20 protein-coding genes are annotated in these 21,299 nt (G+C 73.4%); 7 read left to right on the top strand and 13 right to left on the bottom strand.

The genetic code is table 11. The annotated features are described in order from the left end of the window. Window positions 1-118 precede the first annotated feature (118 nt). From H0H10_RS21225 to H0H10_RS21175, 11 genes are all read right to left on the bottom strand, one after another. Complete coding sequence (locus H0H10_RS21225) at window positions 119-2,971, bottom strand: SpoIIE family protein phosphatase (RefSeq protein WP_188182609.1); 2,853 nt, start codon at window positions 2,969-2,971, stop codon at window positions 119-121. Window positions 2,972-3,072: 101 nt separating this feature from the next. Continuing rightward, on the bottom strand, window positions 3,073-5,181 hold the full coding sequence (locus tag H0H10_RS21220; protein ID WP_188182608.1) for an MMPL family transporter: 2,109 nt from the start codon (window positions 5,179-5,181) through the stop codon (window positions 3,073-3,075). Between the two features lie 184 nt (window positions 5,182-5,365). Beyond that, window positions 5,366-5,680 carry a hypothetical protein gene (locus H0H10_RS21215; protein ID WP_188182607.1) on the bottom strand — a complete coding sequence of 105 codons (315 nt, stop codon included), beginning with the start codon at window positions 5,678-5,680 and terminating at the stop codon, window positions 5,366-5,368. After that, complete coding sequence (locus H0H10_RS21210) at window positions 5,677-6,030, bottom strand: ArsR/SmtB family transcription factor (protein ID WP_188182606.1); 354 nt, start codon at window positions 6,028-6,030, stop codon at window positions 5,677-5,679. The genes H0H10_RS21215 and H0H10_RS21210 overlap by 4 nt, the downstream gene beginning before the upstream one ends. A gap of 122 nt (window positions 6,031-6,152) precedes the next feature. Beyond that, a complete protein-coding gene (locus tag H0H10_RS40120) occupies window positions 6,153-6,488 on the bottom strand; it encodes a hypothetical protein (protein ID WP_223180190.1) in 336 nt (111 codons plus the stop codon). Window positions 6,489-6,729: 241 nt separating this feature from the next. After that, the gene (gene thpD, locus H0H10_RS21200; RefSeq protein WP_188182604.1) at window positions 6,730-7,644 is read right to left on the bottom strand and encodes an ectoine hydroxylase; all 915 of its coding nucleotides are present in this window, start codon (window positions 7,642-7,644) and stop codon (window positions 6,730-6,732) included. After that, a complete protein-coding gene (locus tag H0H10_RS21195) occupies window positions 7,641-8,492 on the bottom strand; it encodes an amino acid ABC transporter permease (protein WP_188182603.1) in 852 nt (283 codons plus the stop codon). Before H0H10_RS21195 ends, thpD begins: the two co-directional genes overlap by 4 nt. 68 nt (window positions 8,493-8,560) lie before the next feature. Beyond that, on the bottom strand, window positions 8,561-9,208 hold the full coding sequence (locus H0H10_RS21190; RefSeq protein WP_188182602.1) for an ABC transporter permease subunit: 648 nt from the start codon (window positions 9,206-9,208) through the stop codon (window positions 8,561-8,563). Between the two features lie 51 nt (window positions 9,209-9,259). Further along, window positions 9,260-10,192: a glutamate ABC transporter substrate-binding protein gene (locus H0H10_RS21185; RefSeq protein ID WP_188182601.1), complete on the bottom strand. Its 933-nt coding sequence runs from the start codon at window positions 10,190-10,192 to the stop codon at window positions 9,260-9,262. A 1-nt stretch (window position 10,193) separates the two neighbouring features. Next, window positions 10,194-10,709 (bottom strand): GNAT family N-acetyltransferase, encoded by a 516-nt coding sequence (locus H0H10_RS21180; RefSeq protein ID WP_223180189.1) that lies wholly within the window; start codon window positions 10,707-10,709, stop codon window positions 10,194-10,196. Continuing rightward, entirely contained in the window at window positions 10,706-11,980 is a 1,275-nt protein-coding gene (locus H0H10_RS21175; RefSeq protein WP_188182600.1) for a M20 metallopeptidase family protein, read from the bottom strand. The genes H0H10_RS21180 and H0H10_RS21175 overlap by 4 nt, the downstream gene beginning before the upstream one ends. Before the next feature lie 256 nt (window positions 11,981-12,236). Between H0H10_RS21175 and H0H10_RS21170 the strand changes: the two genes are divergently transcribed. The 7 genes from H0H10_RS21170 to H0H10_RS21140 are packed head-to-tail and all read left to right on the top strand — an operon-like array spanning window position 12,237 to window position 19,122. Beyond that, window positions 12,237-13,163 (top strand): polysaccharide deacetylase family protein, encoded by a 927-nt coding sequence (locus tag H0H10_RS21170; RefSeq protein ID WP_188182941.1) that lies wholly within the window; start codon window positions 12,237-12,239, stop codon window positions 13,161-13,163. After that, the gene (locus tag H0H10_RS21165) at window positions 13,160-14,092 is read left to right on the top strand and encodes a pyridoxal-phosphate dependent enzyme (protein ID WP_188182599.1); all 933 of its coding nucleotides are present in this window, start codon (window positions 13,160-13,162) and stop codon (window positions 14,090-14,092) included. The genes H0H10_RS21170 and H0H10_RS21165 overlap by 4 nt, the downstream gene beginning before the upstream one ends. Further along, entirely contained in the window at window positions 14,089-15,030 is a 942-nt protein-coding gene (locus H0H10_RS21160) for a diiron oxygenase (protein ID WP_188182598.1), read from the top strand. The genes H0H10_RS21165 and H0H10_RS21160 overlap by 4 nt, the downstream gene beginning before the upstream one ends. Then, window positions 15,027-16,058, top strand: coding sequence for an ornithine cyclodeaminase (locus tag H0H10_RS21155; RefSeq protein ID WP_188182597.1), 1,032 nt, complete (start codon window positions 15,027-15,029; stop codon window positions 16,056-16,058). The genes H0H10_RS21160 and H0H10_RS21155 overlap by 4 nt, the downstream gene beginning before the upstream one ends. 12 nt (window positions 16,059-16,070) lie before the next feature. Next, window positions 16,071-17,054 (top strand): ornithine carbamoyltransferase, encoded by a 984-nt coding sequence (locus tag H0H10_RS21150; RefSeq protein WP_309141862.1) that lies wholly within the window; start codon window positions 16,071-16,073, stop codon window positions 17,052-17,054. Between the two features lie 37 nt (window positions 17,055-17,091). Further along, a complete protein-coding gene (locus H0H10_RS21145; RefSeq protein ID WP_188182596.1) occupies window positions 17,092-18,003 on the top strand; it encodes a methyltransferase domain-containing protein in 912 nt (303 codons plus the stop codon). Between the two features lie 24 nt (window positions 18,004-18,027). Next, window positions 18,028-19,122 carry a hypothetical protein gene (locus tag H0H10_RS21140; RefSeq protein WP_188182595.1) on the top strand — a complete coding sequence of 365 codons (1,095 nt, stop codon included), beginning with the start codon at window positions 18,028-18,030 and terminating at the stop codon, window positions 19,120-19,122. Here H0H10_RS21140 and H0H10_RS21135 read toward each other — a convergent pair. Both H0H10_RS21135 and H0H10_RS21130 read right to left on the bottom strand, forming a co-directional pair. Then, window positions 19,112-20,131, bottom strand: a complete 1,020-nt coding sequence (locus tag H0H10_RS21135; RefSeq protein ID WP_309141861.1) for an HAD-IIA family hydrolase — start codon at window positions 20,129-20,131, stop codon at window positions 19,112-19,114. The two genes, H0H10_RS21140 and H0H10_RS21135, sit on opposite strands and share 11 nt — an antisense overlap. A gap of 3 nt (window positions 20,132-20,134) precedes the next feature. Further along, a complete protein-coding gene (locus H0H10_RS21130) occupies window positions 20,135-21,172 on the bottom strand; it encodes an NHL domain-containing protein (RefSeq protein ID WP_188182594.1) in 1,038 nt (345 codons plus the stop codon). Window positions 21,173-21,299 lie beyond the last annotated feature (127 nt).

Raw genomic sequence — 21,299 nt, 5'->3', positions numbered from 1 at the left:
CGCGCCTCGGGTGAGAACGGCGCGCGACCGGCATCACCGGCATCGGCCAGGGGCGTCACCGCGCGTTCCGGCCGGGCGTGCGCCACCGAACCCGGAGGCCGTCGCGCCGGCCGGCGGGTCAGCCGGGTTCGTCGAACATGGCCAGCAGTGCCTGCTCGTCCACCTCCGACGCGGGCTGCTCCGGCTGCGGAATCTGCTCGGCCCACACGGTCTTGCCCTGCGGCATGTAGCGGGCGCCCCAGCTCTTGGTGAACTGCGCCACCAGGAACAGGCCGCGCCCGCCCTCCTCGGTGGTGGCCGCCCGCCGGATGCGCGGAGAGGTGTTGCTGCGGTCCGAGACCTCGCAGATCAACGAGTCGTCGCGCAGCAACCGCAGGTTCACCGGCCCCTGGCCGCCGTACCGCACGGCGTTGGTGACCAGCTCGCTGACCACCAGCCCCGTGCTGAAGTCCAGCTCCGACATGCCCCAGGCGGCGAGCTGAGCGCGGGTGAGCGCCCTGGCCCGCGCCACGACCGAGGAGTCCGACGGGAACTCCCAGGACGCCACCCGGTCCTCGGGCAGCGCGTGCACACGGGCCAGCAGGAGGGCCACGTCGTCGTGCGGGCCGTCCGGCAGGAGGGTTTCCGCGACCCGGTCGCAGACGTCCTCCAGGGCCGGACCGGAGCGGTTCAGCGAGGCCAGCAGCTGTCCGGTGCGCGCGTCGGTGTCCCCGTAGCCGCGGCTCTCCTTGAGCAGGCCGTCGGTGTACAGCGTCAGCAGGCTGTCCGCGGGCAGGTCGACGGTCGCGGACTCGTACGGCTGGATCCCGCCGAGCCCGAACGGCGGACCGGCCGGCAGGTCGATCAGCCGCGCCTCCCCGCCCGGCGTCAGCACAGCGGGCGGCGGATGCCCCGCCCGTGCGGCCGTGCAGCGGCAGGACACCGGGTCGTACACCGCGTACAGGCAGGTCGCTCCGGTCGCGGGGTCCTGTTCGCCGGCCGATTCGTCGGGGGTGCGGCTGACCAGGTCGTCCAGATGGGCCAGCACCTCCTCGGGCAGCAGGTCCTGCCCGGCCAGTGTCCGCACCGCCGTACGCAGCCGGCCCATGGTCGCCGCCGCCTGCAGACCGTGTCCGGGCACGTCCCCCACGACCAGCGCCACGCGCAACCCCGACAGCGGAATCGCGTCGAACCAGTCACCGCCCACACCTGCCGCGGCGTCCGCGGGCAGATAGCGGGAGGCGAGGTCGACGGCGCTCAGCCGGGGCAGGGCGTGCGGCAGCAGACTGCGCTGCAGGGTGAGGGCGGCGTGGTGCTCCCGGCGGTAGCGGCGGGCGTTGTCCACGCTGATCGCGGCACGGGCCGCCAGTTCCCCCGCCAGCGTCAGATCGTCCTGCTCGTACGGCTTCGTCCTGCCGCGGCGGTAGAACCCCGCCAGGCCCAGGACGGAGCCCCGCGCGGACAGCGGAGCGCCGAGGTAGGAGTGCACGCCCTCGCCGAGCAGGTCGACGGGGTGCCCCCGGCCGGCGGAGGGCCCGGTCAGGGCGGCGGTCAGCACCGAGTCCGTGACCGGCTGCCCGGTCTCCAGACACCGGGCCTGGGGTGTACCGGAGGGGTAGCGGGCCGGCTCGTCCACGCCGTCGATCGGAGTGCCGCGGGACTCCTCGCCCGCCCAGGCGGCCACCCGGCGCAGTGCCGTGTCGGGGCGCAGCTGTCCGGGCGGGGGCTCATCGCCCGCCAGGACGTTCTCCAGCAGGTCGACCACGACCAGGTCCGCGAAGCGCGGCACGGCGATGCGTGCCAGTTCCTCGGCGGTGCGCCCCATGTCCAGGGTGGTGCCGAGCCGCATGCCTGCCTCGTTCAGCAGGGACAGCCGCCCGCGCGCCTCGGCGGCGAGCCGGCCGACGCCCGGCTCGCCCACCAGCAGCAGCCACGCGTCGGCCGGTGCGGCGGCGTGCGGTTCCGCCGTCATGCCGGGCGCGTGCGCCGCCGCGGTCACGGTGGGCCGGGCCTCCGCGGTCACGGTGGGGCGGCTCAGGACCGGCACATCACGACCGTCGGGGGCGGTCGCGGTGGCGGGGCCCGGTGTCCCCGTGCCGCGGGTCTCCTCGAAGCTGACCTCGACCGCCGCGCCTTCCGCGTCGCCGTGGTGCAGCTCACGGCGGCGCAGCATCGCCACGCGACTCCCCGCGAGCGGCACCTCGGCGAATCCCTCACCGGTCGAGGAGATCAGCTCGACGGCTCGCTCCAGCAGCATCAGCCGTTCCTGCGAGGCCAGCCGGGGCGCCGGTCCGCAGAGCGGGGACAGCTCTCCCGAGCCGAGGTCCAGCTCGGCATGCCCGCCGCGCTCCCTGGCCCGGCGGAAGGAGTGCATCAGCTCCACCTCGCGGGCCGTGCTCAGCTCCAGCAGGCGTTCCCCGATGCGTTCGGTGGCGTCCTGCAAAGCCAGCGCCATGCCGGGCTCGGCCAGCACCCGGGGCACGGAGAGGTTGACCGCGCCCCGCACGGCGCCGCCCACCGGGTCGCGCACCGGCGCGGCCATGCAGGTGAGCTCCTTGAGCTCGTGCAGGAAGTGTTCGTGGCCGACGACCACGAACGGCGCCCTGGTGCTCAGGACCATGCTGACGCTGCTGGTCCCCATGAAGCGCTCGTCGACATTGGCGCCCGGCACCAGTGAGGCGGCGTCCATCAGCTTCAGCCCCGCGGGGTCGCCCCAGCGGTTCACGATGTTCGCCCGCGAGTCGGCGAGCGCCACGGTCACCGGTACGCCCGAGAACTGTTCCCACAGGCGGTCCAGCACCGGCGTGGCCGCCCTGACCAGCCGGGAGTCGGGATCCAGGTCACTCTCGATCGGCAGGGCGGCGCCCTCGGGGTCGATGCCGAGCGACTGCGAGCGCTGCCAGGAGGCGAGGATCTCCGGGCGTACTCCGGCTACCGGCGGCGTTCGGTCGCCGTGGTCGCTGCCCGGAGGGGTGGTGGGATAAGGCGCCACATAATCAGGATAATCGGGTGAACAGGGCATCCAGTCGGTGTGGCAGCTCAGCCGCACCGGAGCCGGCCCGCCGGGAACGCCCCGGCGGGCGGCGCGCCGCGTCAGGCCGGGTCGTGGGCCGGTGCGGCGGTCGTGGCCGCCGGGCGTGCCGGCCTGCCCCGTTCGCCGCGGGCGAGGCGGTGGAAGAGCCCGCCCGGCCACCAGAACCAGCGGCCCAGGTCGAGGGCCAGGGCCGGAACCAGGACAGTGCGGACGAGGAAGGTGTCCAGCAGGACGCCGATGCCGACGAGGACGCCCATCTGGGCCATGGTCACCAGGGGCAGCCCGGCGAAGACGGCGAAGGTGGCGGCGAGGACGACGCCGGCGGAGGTGATGACGCCTCCGGTGCTGGTCAGGCCCTCCAGGACACCGCGGGTGTGGCCGAGGCGTCCGGCTTCCTCCTTCACGCGGTGCATGAGGAAGATGTTGTAGTCGATACCGAGGGCCACCAGAAACACGAAGCCCATGAGCGGGATCGACCAGTCGACGCCCGCGAAGCCCAGCAGGTGTACGAAGAGCAGGTTCGACGCGCCGAGGGCCGCGAAGTACGACAGCACCACGGTGGCCAGGAGCAGCAGCGGCGCGACGAGCGCCCGCAGCAGCCACATCAGAACCGCCAGGACGACCAGGAGCACGATCGGGATGACCGTGGTCAGGTCGCGGTGGGCGGCCCGCTGGGTGTCGAGGCTCTCGGCGGTGGTGCCGCCGACGAGGGCGCCCATGGGATGCACGGCTTCGCGGAGGCCGTCGATCGTGTCCTTGGCCGCCTGGCTGTCCGGGGTCTCCCTCAGCACCACGGACAGCGTGGTGAGTTCGCCGTCCGGGGTGCGGTCGCCGGTGTTCTCGACGCGGGCGACGCCGCCCACGGCGGAGGCGGCCGCGCGGACCGCGTCGGCCCTGTCGGTACGGGTGACGATCTCCGCGGGGTCGGACGCTCCGGAGGGGTAGTGAGCCGAGATCTGCTCCTGGGCGACGACCGACTCGGGCTTGTCCTGGAACATCTCGGACTGGGTCAGGCCCATGGAGATGCCGGCCGCGCTGAGGGCGAGGGCGGCGGTGACGGCGACGGACATCATCCACGACCAGCGGGGGCGCCGGGCGACGGCGGCTCCGATGCGGGACCAGACGGTGTGGGCCTTGCGGGTGGGTGTGCCGTGCCGAGGCACCAGGGGCCAGAACACCCAACGGCCGGTGATGACGAGCAGGGCCGGCAGGACCGTGATCATCGCGAGGAAGCCGCACACGACGCCCACCGCGCCGACCAGGCCCAGTGACCGGGAGGAGTTGATGTCGGCGAAGGCCAGGCAGGCCAGTCCCACGGCGATGGTGGCGGCCGAGGCGAGGATCGCCGGGCCGGAGCGGCGCAGCGCGATCCGCATGGCCTCGTGCCGGTCGGTGTGGCGGTGCAGTTCCTCGCGGTAGCGGGCGATGAGCAGCAGGGCGTAGTCGGTGCCGACGCCGAAGACGAGCACCATCAGGACGCCCGAGCTCTGCGGGTCGACCGGCAGCCCGGCGTGCTTGGCCAGCAGGTACGTGCAGACCTGGGTGAGGACGGCGGCGAACCCGACGGAGAGCAGGGGGAGGAGCCACAGGACGGGACTGCGGTAGGTGATCAGCAGCAGGACGGCCACGACCAGGCCGGTGGCGAGCAGCAGGGTGGAATCGAGGCTGTCGAAGACCGCCACGGAGTCGGTGAGGGACCCGGCGGGGCCGCCCACCTGGACGTCCACGCCGGGCGGCGCGTTGGCGCCGGCGATCTCGCGCAGCTCGTCCACCTTGTCGGTGATCTCGTCCTCGCTGTCCAGCGGGACGACGGTCATCAGGGCTTCGCCGTCCTCGGACGGGACCGGCCGCGTGACCTGCTCGCCCGCGGGTGCGAACTTCGCGAAGGCGGCCCGGTCGGCGTCGGCCTTCGCCTCCGCGCCGTCACCGGTGTAGACGACGACCGCGGGTACGACCGGATCCGTACGGAACCTCTCCAGCTCCGTGTTGACCCGCGCGGACTCGGCGCCGCGCGGCAGGAAGGCGTTGGCGCTCGTGTCCTCGACGTCGCCGAGCTTTCCGGCCAGCGGGCCGAGCGCGACGGCCACGATCAGCCAGGCCGCCAGGACGAGCCATTTGCCGCCTCGCCCGCCGGGCGCGCGGGCCGCTCGCTGCAGCAGTGCACGCATGGGTAGTCTCCTTCGTGGGAACGCGCCGTGCCGGTCGGTGACCGGCACGAGGGCGCACGGGGCCCGCACCACGGCGCAGAGGGTGTGACGACCTGCCGTGGCGTACGGGATGGGTGTGTTCAGGTGTGTTCTTCATCGGTACGGCCGGGAGTTGCCGCTCCCGGCCGTACGCACGCGGGTGCCGCTATTCGATCTCGCGCATCATCTTCTCCATCGAGCCGACCGCGAGCCGGGTCTGCGTCAGTTCGTCCAGGGTCTGCCGCTGTTCCTCGACCGTGCGGCGCTGCAACTCCACGGTGTCCTCCAGGAGTTGGGCGTACTTCGTGGCGAGCTCCTTGTACTGCTCCTCACGCGCCGCCAGCATCCGGGCCCGCCAGGTGGCGGCGACCTGCCAGACGATCACGATCATCAGGGCGAAGAACCCGGCCGCGCCGACGGCGCCGACCAGAATCCCCCACTCGTCCTCTCCGGCGGCGAGCGTCACCAGTTGCTCCTTCACTTCGTTTCCTCTTTCGCGGTCCGGGCAGTGGTCTCGGTGATCGTCGCGGCCGCCCGGGCAACGACGTGTGGTGTCAACTCGTAGAAGAACGGGGCGACTTCGTAGTACTTCATCGCCTTGCCGTCCTCGGCGAGTTCGAGCGTGCCGACGACGAGCCCGGCCGCCTCCAGGCGCTGCAGGTGCATGTGCAGCAGCGGGCGGCCCATGCCGATCTCGCGGGCCAGCGCGCTGACGTAGTTGCGGCGCTCCTGAAGCGCCGCGACGATCCGCATGCGGTGCGGATTGCCGAGCGCGGAGAGCACCTTCAGCAACTCGTCGCCCGTCGGTGCCGGGTGCGGGACCTCGGCCATCGCGGCCCCTTTCCGTCGTACCTGTCAGAAAAGGCTGACAGGCGAGCGGAGCACCTGTCAAAGATTCCTGACACATCTCCGGGAGAGATGGGGGACATCTCAGGGTCGGGTCGGGGGGCGCCTCATCCTGCCGACGGCCAGGCGGACGGCGTCCTCGTACCGCCGCCGTCCACGCATGTCAGCGACATGATCACTGGTGCCTGAAGGCCCTGGGCCGGCTTGACGGGCAGGACGGCCGCGGCCGTCCAATTGGCCTTCGTGAGGGTGAGCGTCCCGCTGCCCAGGTCGGGACCGGCCTGCCAGCCGTGCTCGGAACGGGCCCGCGCGAAGGCCGCCTTCAGGGCGGCGTCCACCGTCTCCGGCGCATGCCGCCCCGAGAGCCGTTCGAGGCACCTCTCCGGGAGGTTCGGCGGTTCCCTCTCCACCACGACGCCCTCCGCCGCCAGTACGGACGTCATCTCCGAGACCACCGTGTCAGCGGGCAGGGGCGGACCCGGAAAGCGCGGGGGCAGGGGGCCGAGGTCCGCAGGCGCGCAGGCCGTCGCCGTCACGAGTGCCGCCATGACGAGGCACGCCAGGGCCGTGTGCCTCTGTCGCCGTCGCACGATGATGTCCGTCCTCTCCGCCACTGGACGACCGGCCATTCTGCCATCCGGCTGATCTTGACGGACCACCGGCCACGGGCGAGGGCGCCGTGGCTCAGGCGCCGGGGACGGGTGTGAAGTCGCGGCTCGCGAGATAGGCGGGCCGGGGGCGGGGCGCCGCGTAGGGCGTGCCGATGCGGTTCTCGACGCTGTTGTAGACGACGAAGAGGTTGGTGCGCGGGAACGGGGAGACGTTGGCGGCGGAGGCGTGGAGGCAGTTGCAGTCGAAGGCCACCGCGGAACCCGCCGGGCCGGCGCACTGGCGGATGCCGTGGCTGCGGGCGAGCTCGGTGACGGCGGAGCGGTCCGCCGGGCCTGCCGGGAGGTTCTTGCCCTTCAGGGACAGACGGTGGTAGTCCGGCGGCGTCTCGCCGACCGAGGGGACGAAGGTGCGGTGCGAGCCGGGGATGATCAGAAGGGGGCCGTTGTAGGGCGTGTTGTCGGTGAGGGCGATGGTCATGCTGAACGCGCGCGGGGCCGGCATGCCGTCCTCGGAGTGCCAGGTCTCGAAGTCGGAGTGCCAGCCGAACCCGGAACCGTCGAAGGCGGCCTTGAGGTTGACCCTGGTCTGGTGCACATACACGTCGGATCCGAGGAGTTGACGGGCCGTCGCCGCGAGTTCCGGGGAGTGGACGACGCGGCGGAACGTCTCGCTCAGCGCGTGCACCTCGAACACGGAGCGGATGCCGCCGCCGTCGGGCTCGGGCACCACACGGCCGGAGGCGCGCAGCGACGGGTCGGCGGTGAGGCGGCTGACCTCCTCCAGGCAGGCGCTGACCTCGTCCGGGTCCAGCACGGCATCGAAGGTGAGAAAACCGTCGCGGTCGTAGGCGGCGAGCCGCTCGGCGGTGAGCGGCCCGTCGTCCTCGCCACCCCAGACCACGGGGTGCCGGCGGGGCAGGGGGACGGACGAGGTGACCGTACGCGTCGGGTACAGGTCGTCGGCGTCGGGGTGCACGGCAGCGGTCATCGTCGGCTCTCCTCCGGGTCACGGGAGACGTTCGGGGCACGGGTGCTGCGGCGTGCCAGTCGCCGGGCGAGCGCGGAGATGGCCAGGCACATGGCCACGTACAGCAGTCCCACGACGAACAGCACGGGCAGGTAGGGGTATCCGCGGGGGGTGGCGATGTTCTGCGCCAGGAGCTTGCCGACGTACAGCAGCTCCTCGTACATGATGATGAAACCGAGGGAGGTGTCCTTCAGGGTCACGGCGAGCTGGGCCACGATGCTGGGCAGCATCGCGCGCACCGCCTGCGGGAGGACCACCGACCACGCCGTCTGCGTCCGGCTCATGCCCAGGGCGTGGGCGGCCTCCACCTGTCCGCGGGGCACGGCACGGATGCCGGAGCGCAGGATGTCCGCCTGCACGGCGCCGTTGTGCAGGGCGACGCCGAGGACGAGCGCCCACAGCGTGACGTCGGTGACATGGACGGCCGCCCAGGTTCCCGCATCGCCGAGATGCCCGGACAGCGTGGTGCCGGTCCGGTCCAGCAGCAGGCGCAACGCCGTCAGGTTGTACAGGGTGAAGACGAGGATGAGCACCGGTACGGCCCGCAGGAACGCGACCACCGTCGTGGCCGTCACGCGGACCGGGCGGTGCCGGGCGAGCGTGCCGCCCGCGAGAAGCAGCCCCAGCAGCAGCGAGAGGACGGCGGCCAGCGCGAAGGCCGTGAGGGTGTCCACGACACCCGTCAGAATGCGTCGTTGCACCCCCTCATAGGTGAACGGCTCCCACAGGGCCGCCGTGAACTGGCCGGCACCGGACAGCCGGACCAGGACGAGCACACCGACGAGGAGAGCCGCCGCGGCCGTGAGCATCGTGTAGAGGGAATGGCGCCGCCGGGCCCGCTGCCCGGGGACCTCGAACAACGGGGAAGGGCGCGGGCTCAGCACGGCACCGCCAACCGCCGCTCGACCACGAGGAACACGCCGCTGATCAGGGCGATGAGCAGCAGATAGGCCAGGGTCACCCACAAGAACACCACACCGACCGCGTAGCCGCGCTCCAGGAGCGCCTTCTCGGCGCCGAACAGTTCGGGCACGCTGAAGCCGCCGGCGAGGGCGGAGTTCTTCGCGAGGGTGACGATGATGCTGCGGGCGGGGGAGAGCGCGGTGCGGGCCGCCTGCGGCAGCACGATCAGCCAGGCGACCTGCACCGGGCTCAGCCCGAGACCCCGGCCCGCTTCGGCCTGGCTCGTGTCCACCGTGTTGACGCCGGAGCGCAGCGCCTCGCAGAGGAAGGCCCCGGAGTACGCGCCGAGGGTGAGCACGGCCAGGGAGAAGTAGCCGAGTGAGGTCAGGCCGAGCACGGGCAGGCCCAGCGTCACGCCGAAGAACAGCACCGTCAGCGGTGTGCTGCACAGCAGGCGCACGGCGGTGGCGGACAGAGCCCGCAGCAGGGGCACCGGGCTCACCCGGCAGGCGGCCAGGGCGACGCCCAGCAGCAGGGCGAGCAGGGTGCTCGCCACGGTCAGGCGGACACTGCCCGCGAAGCCTTCGAGGAACAGGTCGGCGTTGTCGAGCAGCACGTGCACGGGCGGCTCCGGTCGGTGCGGTCGGGGCGAGCGGCGTACGGGTGCGGCGGTTCAGTAGCGTCTCAGCAGCGGTGGCCGGGGGAGCGGTCCGCCGGCCCGGCCGAGCGTGGCACGGTAGGCACGCAGCCAGTCGCCGTTGTCCATGTGGTGCTGCAGCGCGTCGTTGACGGCGCCGCGCAACGCGGCCTCGTCGTGGGCCAGGCCGATCCCGTACGGCTCGCGGGAGAAGGGCCGGCCGACGACACGCAGCCGCCGGCCGTTCTGGGCCGCGTATCCCTTGAGGATCGCGTCGTCGCCGGTGACCGCGTCCACCATGCCGGTGATCAGGTCCTGGACGCAGTGCGCGTAGCTGTCGTGGCCGACGACGCGAGCGCCGTAGCGCGCCTGGCTGATCCGCTGGTAGGGCGTGGACCCGTCGACGGAGCAGACGCGCCGGCCGCGGACGTCGCCCGGACCGCGGATGCCGGTGTCCTGGGCGCGCACGAGCAGGTCCTGCCCGGCGACGTAGTACGGCCCGGCGAAGGAGACCCGCTTCTTGCGCTCGTCGTTGATGGTGTACGCGGCGACGTAGTAGTCGATGTCCTTCTGCGCGAGGGCCGTCTCCCGCGCCTGCGGCGGCACGGTCTGCCACCGGATGCGGTCGGCTGGGAAGCCGAGGTCGGCCGCGATCATCGTGGCGATCTCGATGTCGAAGCCGTAGCGGCGGCCGGTCACCGGGTCCTCGAAGCCGAGGAAGGGATGGTCGGACTTGACGCCGACCCGGACGGTGCCGCGCCGCACCGCACGGGTGTGGACGGACGAGCCGGGGACGGAGACGTCGCGGGCGGCCGGGTAGCGCGGTGGGCTGTCCGGACGGCCGGCACTGCCCGTCACCGGACCCGCGCGGCCGCACGCGGTCACCAGTACGGCGGGCAGCACCACGGCGAGCGCCGCAGCCACGGCCGGCGGACGCCGACGGCCGGACGAGGAGGGCCGGGCCGTCATGTCAGTCGGCCTCGGCGGGCACGGCAGGACGCTGGAACAGGGCACCGGAGTTGCGGTGCGGCAGATCCACGATCCGCAGCAGCGCGAAGCCCTGGCCGATGTAGTAGCGGTGCAGCTGGGGATTGGTCTTCCAGGCCTCCAGGCGAAGCCAGCGCTTGCCCCGCCCGGCCGCCACCGCGCCCGCCCAGTCCAGCAGCCGGGCCCCGAGGGACTGGCCGGCCGCGCGGCGGCTCACAGCGAGGTCGTGCACGTACAGCGCGGACGCCGGGTCCTCCTCGGCCCACCACTCGGGATCGGCCCGCTCGTGCACGGTGATCGTGGCGATCGCGCGGCCGTCCCGGACGGCGAGGTAGCAGTCCCCGGCCTCGACGGCCTCGGCCATGCGCCACCGGCGGGGCGGGTACTGCCACTGGTCGATGCCGCGCGAGGCCAGCCAGCGGCTCGCCTCCAGCCACAGTGCCTCCACCGTGTCCAGTTCCTCGGGCCCGGCCGCCCGGATGTCCACGTCCTCCATCATGGGCCCGCCCCGCGACCGGAGGAGGCGAAGGCGAGGGCGACGGCCGCGTGGCAGGCGATGCCGACGGCCAGCACGTCCTCGTCGAGATCGACGCGCGGCGAATGCAGCGACGGTGCCCGGTCCGGGGACAGGGTGGGGGGACAGGCACCCAGGAAGGCCAGCGCGCCCGGTACCGAGTCGAGGACGTAGGAGAAGTCCTCCGCCGTCATCGGAGGGGCCGGCATCACCGCCACGGACTCCGGGCCGAGGACGCCGGCCGCCGTGCGCAGGACGAAGTCGGTGAAGCCGGCGTCGTTGACGGTCACGGGATAGCCCGGTTCGACGCGCACGTCGGCGGTCGCGCCGTGCGCCGCGGCCACTCCGCCGGCGACACGGGTGACCGCGTCGAGCAGGTGCCGACGGGTGGACGGGACCAACGTCCGCAGGGTGCCGACCAGTTCGGCGGTGTCCGGGATGACCCCGCTCGCGGTGCCCGCCGACAGGCGGGTGATGCTGAGCACGGCCGCGTCGTCGGGGGCGACGCTCCGGGTGAGCGTGGTCTGCAACGCGAGCACGATCTCGCAGGCCACCGGAACCGGGTCGCAGGTGGTGTGCGGTGCCGAGGCGTGCCCGCCCCGCCCGCGCACCGTGACGTACACCCGGTCGGCGGCCGCCATCTGCGTCCCCGGGCGCAGCCGCAGCGCGCCGCTGGGCAGATTCGGTGTCACATGCAGGGCGAAGGCCGCGTCCACCCCGTCCAGCACCCCTTCGTCGATCATGTACCGGGCGCCGTGGTGACCCTCCTCGCCCGGCTGGAACATGAACACCACCCGCCCGGCCAGCTCCGCGCGCCGCTCGGCGAGCAGCCGCGCCGCGCCGACCAGCATCGCGGTGTGCGCGTCATGCCCGCACGCGTGCATCACCCCGGGCGTGCGGGAGGCGAAGTCCCTGCCGGTGTCCTCGGTCACCGGCAGGGCGTCCATGTCGGCGCGCAGCAGGATCGTGGGCCCGTCGGCCGCCCCGGTCAGGGTTGCCACGACGGAGGAGAGCCGCCGGCCGGTGCGCACCCGGAGATCCAGGCCCTCCAGCGAGTCCAGGACCCGCCGCTGGGTGCCCGGCAGCTCCAGGCCGGTCTCCGGCCAGGTGTGCAGTTCCCGGCGCAGGGCGACCGCTTCGGGCGCCAGCCGCCGGGCGTCGTCCAGAACGGAGGCCCCTGCGGAGAGGGACAGGGCCGGCGACCCGGTGCGCGCCGGGCCGGGCGCACCGTCCACGCCACCGCTGGGGCTCGTCATGAGACCGATCTCCTTTCCCCGTGGACGGCGACGGCACACGGGGCCGCCGGCCGCGGCGTCACGCGAGGCAGGGTGCTCACCAACCGTAGGGATCCTTCGCCCGCGCCGACAGACAGCGAAACGCCCGGTCAGCGGAAACCGGCCACCGGACGACGGTCTCAGCATGGCGCATTCCTCGTAGTGACCGGGCATCGACGCGCTGACATGCTCGATCCGCAGCCCGATGTCCGCGTGGGGTGAGGACTGATCCATGGCGATGTCCCAGTCGGCACAGACCACATCACGGCGACCCTGGCAGTGGGACGAACCCGAATGGCGGCACCACGTCGAACGCGTGCGCGCCGGGCGCTCCCTCAAACCCGCCGCGTGGCCGGGAGGGGCCCGGTGCGCCGTGGCGCTCTCCTTCGACTCCGATCACGAGACGATCCCGCTGCGGGACGGCGAGGTCATGCCGGGCAAACTCTCGCAGGGCGAGTACGGCGCGCGGGCGGGCGTGCCGCGCATCCTGCGCCTGCTGGAACGTCATGGCGTCCCGGCCACCTTCTTCATGCCGGCGGTGTCCGCGCTGCTGCGCCCCGACGAGGCCCGCGGCTACGCCGACCGCGGTCACGAGGTGGCCATCCACGGCTGGATCCACGAACGCAACATGGAGCTGGAGTACAAGCACGAGCGCGACCTCGCCTTCCGCTGCGCGGACACGCTGGAGCGGCTCACCGGGCAGCGTCCGGTGGGCGTCCGCACCCCGTCGTGGGACTTCAGTGAGCGCACCCTGGACATCACCCGCGAGCTGGGGCTCGTGTACGACTCGTCCCTGATGGCGGACGACGATCCGTACGAGCTGCTCGCGTACCACGAGCCCACCGGCGTGGTGGAGATCCCCCCGGAGTGGATCCGCGACGACGCCGCCTACCTGAACATGGACCGCTACAGCGCCGTACGGCCCTACACACCGCCGCGGCAGCTGATCCCGTTGTGGCGCGACGAGTTCGACGCGGCCTACGCCGAGGGCGGCCTGTTCCAGCTCACGATGCACCCCCATGTCATCGGGCACCGCTCGCGCCTGGTGGTGCTCGAAGAACTCCTTGGGCACATCGCCGGGCACCCGGACGTCTGGTACGCCACGCACGCCCAGATCGCCCAGTACGTCTGGCGCCGCGCGACCGGGAACGGCACCGCCGCATGACACGGCCGCCCTCACCGGGGTACGGCGGGCCGGCGCCCACCCCGGTCGTCCGGCCGGGCCTCGACATCGGCGGGACGGCCAGGGAGCTGTGGCTCGAGCTGGAGGCGTACAACCCCTACGGCTCGGTCAAAGACCGTACGGCCCTGGCGCTATGGGACGACGTGGCCGACCGCGTCGATGCCCGTGCCGGGCTGGTGGAGTCCACCTCCGGCAACCTCGGGCCGGCTCTCGCGGCCCTCGCCGCCGCACACCGCGTCCCCTTCACCGCGGTCGTGGACCCGCGCACCAGCACCGCGCTGCTGCACGACGTCCGGGCCCTCTGGCCGAACCAGTACGCCAATCCCGCCAATCCGGCCGCCCACGCCACGGGGACGGCACCCGAGCTGCACCGGCAGACCGGCGGGGAACCGATGGGCGTCCTGACCGCGGTCTCCGCCGGCGGCACCCTCGCCGGGTTCCGCGACTTCGTCGCCGCCTCCGGCGCGCCGTGGGAACCGGCCGGCGTGGACGTGAGCGGGTCCGTCGCCCTGGGCGGCGCGCCGGGAGCCAGGCTGCTGTCCGGGACCGGCTCCAGCCGGCCGTCCGCCGTCCTGCCCCACGGGCACCGGCCGACGGTGTACGTCCGTCCCGAGGAACCCGTCGAGGCCTGCGCCCGGCTGCGCGAGACGAGCGGCATCGGAGGGGGACCGAGCGCCGGCGGCCTGCCCGCCGCGGCACTGCGGCTGTTCCGCGTCGGCACCCGGCGCACCCGCCTCGCCTGCCTCTGCCCCGACGGGGCCGACCGCTGCCTCGACACCGTCTTCTCGCGCGACTGGCGCCAGGAGCACGGCCTGACCGGCACCCACGCCGTGGCGGGCGTCGAGGTCCCCACCGACGACACTCAAGGCGCCGGCACCTGCCCGGCCGGGCCGCGGGAGGTGCCGTCATGACGGCGGACCCCGGCGAGCGGGACTGGTACACGAAGGCAGGCGTGCGCAAGGACCCGCGGCGCCTGCTGCGGGACGAACTGCGCACCGGGCAGCTGTACTTCCCGCCCTCCCTGGTGCCCTACACCCGGCATCCGCGGGTGACCGAGCTGCCCGACGACGCCCGTGAGGCACTGCTCGCCCGCCACCTGTTCCAGTACCTGCACTTCACCACACAGTTCGAGACCCGGGTGGTGAACCGCGCCACCGACCTCATCGCCTCCGGCCGCAGCGGCCTGCACACGCCACCCGAGACCCGGCTGAACGCCTACCGCATCTACTGCGACGAGGGCTACCACGCCCTCTACAGCTACGACGTCGTCCGGCAGGTCTCCGACGCCTCCGGCATCGCGCCGCTGCCCTACGACTTCACCCCGTTCCTGACCCGGCTGGACGCCGTCGGCACCGAAGTCCTGCCCGGCGAACCGGTCCTCGCCCAGCTGCTCCAGGTCGTCGTGTTCGAAACACTCGTCACGGCCATCCTCAACGACGTGCCCAAGGACCAGCGGGTCCTGACCGTGGTCCGGGACACCGTCCGCGACCACGCCCGGGACGAAGGCTGGCACCACGCCTTCTTCGCCCGCTTCTTCCGCGACCTGTGGGCCGGCCTGACGCCCGCGCTGCGGGTCCGGGTCGCCCGCTGCCTGCCCGGCCTGATCCGCTCCAGCCTGCTCCCCGACCTGCGTCCGGTGCACGCCGCGCTGCTCCTGGCGGGGCTGTCCCCGGCCCGTGCGGAGGAGGTGGTGCGGGACTGCTACCCGCGCGACCGCGTCGAAGCGGACATGCGCAGCGCCGCGCGGCACGCGCTGCGGCTGTTCGAGGAGACCGGCGTCCTCGACGTGGACGGCGGACGGGACGCCTTCCACGCGGAGGGCCTGCTGCCCGGGAGGCACACGACATGACCGAGGAACTGCTCTTCCTGGACCGTGCCGACGTGCTGGAGTGCGCGGCCGAGGTCGACGTGTGCCAGGTCGTCGCCGACGCCCTGGTCCGGCACGCGCGCGGCGCCGCCACCCTGCCGGCCGAGGGCCACCTGTCCTGGACCAACGAAGCCGGGGCCCACTGCCGGTCGCTGGCCGTGCTCGGCGCGCTGGAGGGAGACGACGGGCCACCGGTCCGCGGCGTCAAGCTCATCAACGCGGCCACCTGCAACCCGGTCCACGGCCGGGAGCGGGCCGCCGGCATCGGCGTCCTGTTCGACCACCACACGGCACGGCCCCTGGTGATCGCCGAGGCCGGCTGGCTCAGCGCCGCCCGCACCGCGGCGTACACCATGGTCAGCCTGCGCCACCTGGGCCCGCCGGCCTGGGACGCGCTCACCCTCGTCGGCTGCGGCACGCTGGCCCGCACCCACCTGGAACTGCTCGGCGGGAGCTTCGCGCAGACCCGGACCGTCCACCTGTACGACGCCGATGTCCGGCGCACCGCAGCGCTGGCCGAGTGGACCGCCCACCACCTGCCCGAACTGCGCATCGTCCAGCACGCCGACGCCCGCACCGCGGTGCGGGCCGCGCCCGTCGTGGTCACCGCGACGACCACCGACCGGGGCTACCTGCCCGCCGCCTGGCTGGGGCCCGGCACGTTCGTCGCCCACGTCTCGCTCGCCGACCTGCTGCCCGACGCCCTGCTGACCGCGCAGGCCCTCTACGTCGACGACGTGGACCTGGTCGCCGACAACCCGCGCCGGATCCTGGGCGCGCTGATGCGGGAGGGACGCGTCACCGCCCGCTCCCCGGGTCCGGTCGGGGGACGCGGCATCGACGGCACCCTCGGCCAGGTCCTCGCCGGCGACGTGGCCGCCGTACGGCCGACCACCGGCCATGTCGTGAGCAACCCGTTCGGGATGGCCGTCCTGGACGTGGCCCTCCTGCACGCCGTCCACGAGGTGGCCGTGGCCCGCAAGACCGGCCGGACACTGCGCCTGTCCTGAAAGGGGATCCCCGTGCACGACATCCTCGGCGAACCCTCCGCCCTGCTCGGCCTGCCGGCCGGCGCATCCGAGCGGGGTCTGTTCTCGCTGGCCGGGCTCGAACCCTCCGCCCTGCGGCAGCTCGTCGACCGGTCCGTGGAGCTCTTCCACGACCCGCGGGCCCACGAGCGACCCCTGCACGACCGTGTCGTAGGGGTACTGTTCACGCGCACCTCCACCCGCACCCGGACCGCGTTCCAGACCGGCACCGTCCGGCTCGGCGGCACACCCGTCGCCTACGGCCCCCACGACCTCCAGCTCAACACCGGTGAGTCGGTGGCGGACACCGGACGCGTCCTCGGAGCCATGCTCGACCTGCTGGTGGCCCGCACCGCGGGACCGCTGGAGGAACTGCGGGAGCTGTCGCGGACCGGACGGCTGCCCGTGGTCAACGCCATGGCGACCGAGGAGCACCCCACCCAGGGCGTGTGCGACCTGGCCGCGCTCACCCTCGCTCTCGGGGACCTGAGCGGCATCCGGGTGCTGTACGTGGGGGAGGGCAACAACACCGCCACGGCCCTCGCCCACGGGCTTGCCACGATCCGCGGCGCCGAGGTCACCTTCGCCACGCCGTGCGGCTACGGCCTGCCGTCCGACGCCCTGGCAGCGGCCCGCAAGACCGCCGAGTCGAACGGGGCCCGGCTCAGTGAGATCCACGACGCGGCCGGCGCGCCCGACGACGTGGACGTCGTCTACACCACGCGCTGGCAGACCACCGGCACCAGCAAACCGGACGTGTCGTGGCGCGAGGCCTTCCGGGCCTTCCACGTGGACGCCGCGCTGCTGGCGCGCCGGCCGCGCGCCCTCTTCCTGCACGACCTGCCCGCCCACCGCGGCGACGAGGTCGCCGCCGAGGTGCTCGACGGCCCACGTTCCCTGGCCTGGACCCAGGCCGCGATGAAACTGCCGAGCGCCATGGCCGTCCTGGAACACACCGCCTCGCTCCCGGCCGGCTGATCCGCGCACCACCCCGAGCGCACGGAAGGGAACACGGATGCCCGACATCACGCGCGTCACCACGTACCGGCATCTGACGGCACACGACCTGGAGCCGCCCGGGGACCCGGAAGTGTTCTTCGAGCCGGCGGACACCGAGATCGGCGTCTGGGTCGCCGCGGACCTGCTGCCGGCCGGCGGCGGAGGCACCGTGTTCGACCTCGGCTCGGGCAGCGGAGCGGCCGCCGCCGCCATCGCACGCGCCGGAGCGGCCCGCGTCCACGGCATCGACTCCGGCCGCCGGACACTGCGCTGGGCCCGGGACCACTACGCCCGCGCCGACGGCCGCGTCACCTTTGCCCTCGCCGACTACGCCGAACTGGCCTCGCACGAGCTGCTGGCCACGGCCCCCGGCGACCTGCCCCGTCCGCTGATCGTGACCAGCAACCCGGCCTACGTGCCCTTGCCGCCCGAGGTCGACCGGGCACGGCCCTCGATCAGCGGCGGTGCCGACGGCCTCAAGTGGGCCGGAGCGATCATCGGACACGCCGGCGCCCTCGACGCCGACCTCGGCTTCACGATCGGCAGCTACTCCACGCCCCGGCGCGCGGTCGGCCTGCTGCACCGGGCGGGATACCGGATCGCCACCGTGACGTTGTGTCCCCTGCCGCTCGGGGACTTCACGATGAAACACCCCGAACGGGTCCTTGCCCTGGAGGCCGCCGGAGAAGCCGTCCTGTGGCGCCGCGCGGGCGAACGGCCCGCCTACTTCGTCGTCGGCCTGGCCTGCCGGCGGGCCGCCGACACGTCCGGAGCCGACGCGGCCAAGGAACTCATGGACCTCCTGCACACCGCGGCCCGCTCCACCACCACCGCCCTGGACGCCCTCGACGAGACCGGCGGCACCTCCCCGCCATGGCCGGTCCGGATCCTCGCGCTGCCGCCCGCGTCGGCCCGGCACCACTGGTGATCGACCCTCGCAGGGAGAGAACCCATGCCTTCACCCGAACCACCCGCCTCACCCGTCAGCGTCACCGTCGGCGCCGTCGAGCACAGCATCGACGTCATCCGGCCGCAACTGCGCACCCGCGGTGCCCGCCGGGTCGCCCTGTACGCCGGAGTGCAGATCAACGGCGCACCGCACGTGGGCACCAACGTCATGCAGACGGCGGCCTTCCTGCTGGCCCGCGCCGCCCGCGACCGCCTAGGAGTCGAGGCCGGACTGCGCTTCGGGGCACTGGACAACGCCCCGTACGAGTCCCGGACCTGCCCGCGCACCGGCACCCGCTACGAGAGGTCCTACCACCACGCCCTGGGGCCGGACCGGGTCGGGAACCTGGTGAAGCGGTTCTACGGCGACCTGTTCGACGCCCTGTCCTCCGCCACCGGCGTGCGCTACACGGTCGACACCTACACCGCCCAACAGCAACTCCCCGCGTTCCGCGAGGAATTCCTCACCTCACTCGCCCACTGGGAGCGGCTGCGCTGGGTGCTCGCGCCCGGCAGCGGGCACGTCCCCATCAGCTTTCCCTGCCCGCAGTGCGGCTGGCTGCAGAAGTACGGTGAGAACACCCGGCTCCTCCAGGCCGGCCCGACCGCGGCGCGATTCACCGCCGTCTGCCTGGACCACGGACGGTACGACACCGAGGTCCGGCCCGACGGCGGCGCGTACGTCGGCCTGACGACCCTGCACCGCAACCTCGTAAAGGAGCGCGCGGCCGACCGGGACGACGCCATGCCCGTGATCATCAAGGGCGCCGACTGGGCCGCCGGCTGCCGACTGCTGGACGAGGCGTTCCTGTGCTTCCCGGGCGCTGTTCCCCCGCCTCGCGTGTTCACCCCCGTGATCCTGTCCGAGTCCGGCGCCAAACTGTCCAAATCCCTGATGCGGGAGGGAAAGGCCCAGCTCACCCCGGACACCGCACCCTGGATGCTGGACGCGACGGCCTGGGAGGGCACGGTCGGGACCTATGCCGCGATGCTGCGCGGACTGGTCTCCCTCATGCTGACCGAACCCCGGCACTTCGAACGCGGCTACACCACGGCCGAGTTGGGACGGCTCGTTCGCACCCACGGACTCATGGGCTGAACGCCTCGCCCAGGGCTGCGACGACGGCCGTGGTGTCGACCGGACCCGGCGCCGACCAGGCCGCCGCGCACGCGGCCCGGAGCCCGTCACAAGGGTCACCGTGACCACGCAGCTCCACCCTGTTCCGCTCCACCCAAGCCTGCCACGCACCGCACGCCCAGCCGTCGCCCCGCCGCTCGGCGATGCGTGGCGGGGCGAGCAACGCCCGCAGGTCCGCGCCCAGATGGGTGGGGCGCCGCTGCGGCGGCGCCTCCAGCAGACCGGCGGGCCCGGTGCGGCCGGTCAGCACCAGCAGGCTGTCGTACCCCGCCCGGTGGGCGCCCTCGATGTCGGTGTCCAGGCTGTCCCCGACCACGATGGGCCGCACCGCCCCGACCCGACGCGCAGCCTCGGTGAGCAGCGCTGCCGACGGCTTGCCCGCGACGAGCGGGGTCGCGCCCGTCGCGGCCCGCACCGCGGCCACCAGGGCGCCGTTGCCGGGCGCTGTGCCGCGCTCCGTGGGCGCGGTCAGGTCCGTGTTGGTCACGATCCACGGGATGCCGAGAGCCACCGCGTACCCGGCCTCCGCCAACTGCCGCCAGGACACCGACGGTGCGAACCCCTGGACCACCCCCGCCGGTTCCGCCCGCGCCGACCGCACGGGACGCAACTCCCGCTCGCGCAGCGCCCGGTGCAGTGCCGTGCCCCCGACGACCATGACCCGTGCCCGCTGCCCGCACCGCTCCACCGCGAGCCGGGCCGCGGCCTGCGCCGAGTCCACCACGTCCCCCTCGGCCGCGGGCACCTCCAGCCGGCGCAGTCGCCGCGCCATCTCTCCGGGACCGAGCAGGGAGCTGTTCGTGACGTACACGACGGGCGTGCCCAGGCCGGCGAGCTGCCGCAGGACCTCCACGGCGTGCGGCACGGCGCGGCGGCCGACGTGGACGACGCCGTCCAGGTCGAGCAGGGCAGCGTCGTGGTGACCGGCCAGCGCACCGGCCGCGTCGTCGGCTCCGTCGCATGTTTCCACGGCCTACTGACGCCCCCTCACCACACGGACACGGTGGCTGTCGGTCTCCGCGACGTACAGGCTGCCGTCGGGAGCGAGGGCGAGGGCGCGCGGCAACCGCATCCGGGCGCCGACGGCAGGGCCGTCCTCCTCCTCGTGACCCGGGGGACCGCCGGCCACCGTGTGCAGGGTGCCGTCGGAGGCGACGACACAGACTCGCTCGTTGAGGGAGTCGGCCACGAGCAGCCTGCCGGACGCGTCCAGGTCGACCCCCCGCGGCTGGTTCAGCCGTACGCCGTCGGACCCCGGCTCACCGGTGCCGGCCGCCGTGGTGATCAGCCCGTCGGGGGAGACCACCCGGACCCGGTGCGAGAAACAGTCGGCGATGTAGAGCCGCCCGTGGGCGTCGACCGCCAGGTCGATCGGATGGTCGAGGGTGCTCTCCAGGGCCGGAACACCGTCCGCTCCGGCACCGGGCACGCCCGTGCCCGCCACCGTCGTGACGACACCCCCGGGCGAGACGGCACGTACGCGGTGGCCGTTCCACTCGGCGACGTACAGGGTGCCGGAGCGGTCCAGGGCCAGCCCTCTGGGCTCGTTGAAGCGGGCTTCGGTGGCCGGACCTCCGTCACCGCCGTGGCCCGGTTCGCCGGTGCCGGCGACCGTGGTGACCAGGCCGTCCGGGCCGATCCTCCGAATGCGGTGGTTCCAGTAGTCGGCGACGAAGAGGCCGCCCTCGGCGTCCAGCGCCAGGCCGCCGGGCTCGTTGAGCAAAGCCCGGACGGCGGGGCCTGCGTCGCCTCCGTACCCCGGCTCCCCGGTGCCGGCGACGGTGGTGATCACGCCGTCGGGGCCGATGCGCCGGACGCGGTGTCCCTTCCACTCGGCGAGGTACACGGCGCCCGCCGCGTCCACGACCACCGCCCGGGGCTGGTTGAGCCGCGCCCGTGCGGCGGGACCGCCGTCGCCGCCGCAGCCGGGCTCACCGGTGCCGGCGACGGTGGTGATGACGCCGTCCGTGAGCCGCGGGGAACCGGCTCCGGAACCGCTGGTGGTCGTCATGGCCGCCCCTTCCTGCCGGGCGCCTCAGCGTAGCCATGGATTCCGGCACCGAACAGGGCTGCCATCGGCCACGCGACCCCCCGTCACACTGTCCGGAACAGGGCGTTGCTCTGCATACGACGGCGCA

Origin of the sequence: Streptomyces griseicoloratus, from assembly GCF_014534645.1 — a bacterium.
GTDB classification, from domain to species: domain Bacteria; phylum Actinomycetota; class Actinomycetes; order Streptomycetales; family Streptomycetaceae; genus Streptomyces; species Streptomyces griseicoloratus.
The sequence above is the reverse complement of the archived record's forward strand: the minus strand, read 5'-3'. Positions and strand labels throughout refer to the sequence as shown.

Excerpts from the sequence above, each read along its gene's own strand:
- H0H10_RS21165 (WP_188182599.1), top strand. The coding sequence starts at position 13,160 with ATGACACGGCCGCCCTCACCGGGGTACGGCGGGCCGGCGCCCACCCCG.
- H0H10_RS40120 (WP_223180190.1), bottom strand. The coding sequence starts at position 6,488 with ATGACGTCCGTACTGGCGGCGGAGGGCGTCGTGGTGGAGAGGGAACCG.
- H0H10_RS21140 (WP_188182595.1), top strand. The coding sequence starts at position 18,028 with ATGCCTTCACCCGAACCACCCGCCTCACCCGTCAGCGTCACCGTCGGC.
- H0H10_RS21145 (WP_188182596.1), top strand. The coding sequence starts at position 17,092 with ATGCCCGACATCACGCGCGTCACCACGTACCGGCATCTGACGGCACAC.
- thpD (WP_188182604.1), bottom strand. The coding sequence starts at position 7,644 with ATGACCGCTGCCGTGCACCCCGACGCCGACGACCTGTACCCGACGCGT.
- H0H10_RS21195 (WP_188182603.1), bottom strand. The coding sequence starts at position 8,492 with ATGCTCACGGCCGCGGCGGCTCTCCTCGTCGGTGTGCTCGTCCTGGTC.
- H0H10_RS21185 (WP_188182601.1), bottom strand. The coding sequence starts at position 10,192 with ATGACGGCCCGGCCCTCCTCGTCCGGCCGTCGGCGTCCGCCGGCCGTG.
- H0H10_RS21180 (WP_223180189.1), bottom strand. The coding sequence starts at position 10,709 with ATGATGGAGGACGTGGACATCCGGGCGGCCGGGCCCGAGGAACTGGAC.
- H0H10_RS21130 (WP_188182594.1), bottom strand. The coding sequence starts at position 21,172 with ATGACGACCACCAGCGGTTCCGGAGCCGGTTCCCCGCGGCTCACGGAC.
- H0H10_RS21210 (WP_188182606.1), bottom strand. The coding sequence starts at position 6,030 with ATGGCCGAGGTCCCGCACCCGGCACCGACGGGCGACGAGTTGCTGAAG.
- H0H10_RS21220 (WP_188182608.1), bottom strand. The coding sequence starts at position 5,181 with ATGCGTGCACTGCTGCAGCGAGCGGCCCGCGCGCCCGGCGGGCGAGGC.
- H0H10_RS21170 (WP_188182941.1), top strand. The coding sequence starts at position 12,237 with ATGTCCCAGTCGGCACAGACCACATCACGGCGACCCTGGCAGTGGGAC.
- H0H10_RS21175 (WP_188182600.1), bottom strand. The coding sequence starts at position 11,980 with ATGACGAGCCCCAGCGGTGGCGTGGACGGTGCGCCCGGCCCGGCGCGC.
- H0H10_RS21160 (WP_188182598.1), top strand. The coding sequence starts at position 14,089 with ATGACGGCGGACCCCGGCGAGCGGGACTGGTACACGAAGGCAGGCGTG.
- H0H10_RS21155 (WP_188182597.1), top strand. The coding sequence starts at position 15,027 with ATGACCGAGGAACTGCTCTTCCTGGACCGTGCCGACGTGCTGGAGTGC.